Annotated in this window: 2 protein-coding genes; both read left to right on the plus strand. The window is 38.8% G+C overall.

The annotated features are described in order from the left end of the window. Positions 1–98 precede the first annotated feature (98 nt). The gene (locus tag AC30RD_RS09000; RefSeq protein WP_489494188.1) at positions 99–1,070 is read left to right on the plus strand and encodes an A/G-specific adenine glycosylase; all 972 of its coding nucleotides are present in this window, start codon (positions 99–101) and stop codon (positions 1,068–1,070) included. 213 nt (positions 1,071–1,283) lie between these two features. Further along, a partial coding sequence (locus AC30RD_RS09005; protein ID WP_489494189.1) for an AAA family ATPase occupies positions 1,284–1,731 on the plus strand: 448 nt, incomplete at its 3' end.

The raw sequence follows: 1,731 nt of genomic DNA on the forward strand, positions 1-1,731 counted from the left end.
CAGCACTACCATATAACAAGTGATGATATCTCAGAGAGTGTCAAAGTCCTTGCAAAGAAAGCGCAGTTACATAAGGGGTATGGGGAGAATTAAGTTTTGTGAAAAAAAGAGTGCATACACAACTTCAAAGATGGTACAGACAATATGGAAGACACGATTTGCCGTGGCGTAACACGCAAGATATTTACAAAATATATCTGAGTGAGATTATGCTGCAACAAACACAGGTTCGACGTGTTAAAGATGAGTATTATCCCCGTTTTTTACATAAGTATCCGACACTGCAACATTTAGCAGATGCTCCCCTTGAGGATGTTTTGAGCATATGGAGCGGTCTAGGGTACTACCGTCGTGCCAAAAATCTTCATCTAAGCGCCCAACACGCAAGAGACGGACTGCCACAAACACAAGAGGAATTGTTAAAACTTCCCGGTATTGGTGCCTATACGGCAAGTGCAATTTGCAGTTTTGGGTATGAGCAGTGTGTTGCTGTTGTCGATACAAATATCGCAAGGGTTATCAAACGATTTTTTGCACTTATAAACCCGACAAACACGCAAGTGTGGAGGTATGCAGAAGATTTTTTAGACACACACAACACACGCGCCCATAATCTTGCACTTATGGATGTAGGCTCTATGGTATGTTTGCCTACAAACCCTCAGTGTGGTATTTGTCCGTTGCGTGTTGGCTGCAAAGGGAAAGATTCTCCCCAGGTATATACACAAAAACAAAAAACAAACTCTATTGCCATGGAGCTGTTTTTTGGAGTTTACATCCACAATGGGGCTGTAGCGATGCACTACTCCAAAGACGGAATGTATAATAATATGCTTGTACTTCCAAATACCGACCCAATAGAGGAGCATTTTTTGGGAAGTTTTAAACATAGCTATACCAAATACAAACTTACTGTTCATCTTTACACTTTGGAGGAGTTACCGCAAGAAGAGAGAGTGTGGGTTGCTTTAGATAAATTTGAAACGGCACCGGTCTCTTCGATGATGAAAAAGGCGTGGAAATTATTGCAAAAAAAAGGTCTGCACAATGCCATATGCACAAGTGGGTAAAAAAAACTGACTTTGCCCTTTGAAATATGGGGGCATCCTTACAGGAAGTAAGGGAGTATAGGAAAAAGCTCGATGCCAAAACAGCAGTACTTACTTGTTAAAATTTAGATACAACAGTCAAACAAAGTGTAAAAATATATCAATTTGCAATATTTTTAGCAAGAGTCTCTTTTTTTCTATACTATTTTCAAAAAGATTCTAAAGGTTAGCAAGATGATAGAGAGATTTTACCTGAAAAATTATCTAAGTTTTAACGAAGCAGAACTGCATTTCCAAAACGGACTTATTGTTTTTACAGGTCCCAGCGGCAGCGGAAAATCGATTCTTATGGAAGCTGTTTTGGCTTCTCTTGGTGGTACCTCTTGTGATGCCGCATTGTGTGAAAGCAGTGTTACATGGGAGATAGATGCCGATGCAACGGGTATAGAGAATGAAGAACCCAATGTTTTTAAACATATAAAAAAGGAGAAATCACGCTACTTTATCAATAACCAGACTCTTTCAAAAAAAGCGATGCAAAAGATAGCATCTTCCTATTTACGCCATTTAAGCTTGAAAGATTTTAGTGATTTTAGCAATGAAAACCTTTTAGATATTTTAGACAAACGCATAGCAACACGCAACACCTCTTATGGAACACTTCAAAAAAACTATACAAAAA

It is taken from the genome of Nitrosophilus sp., assembly GCF_982775275.1.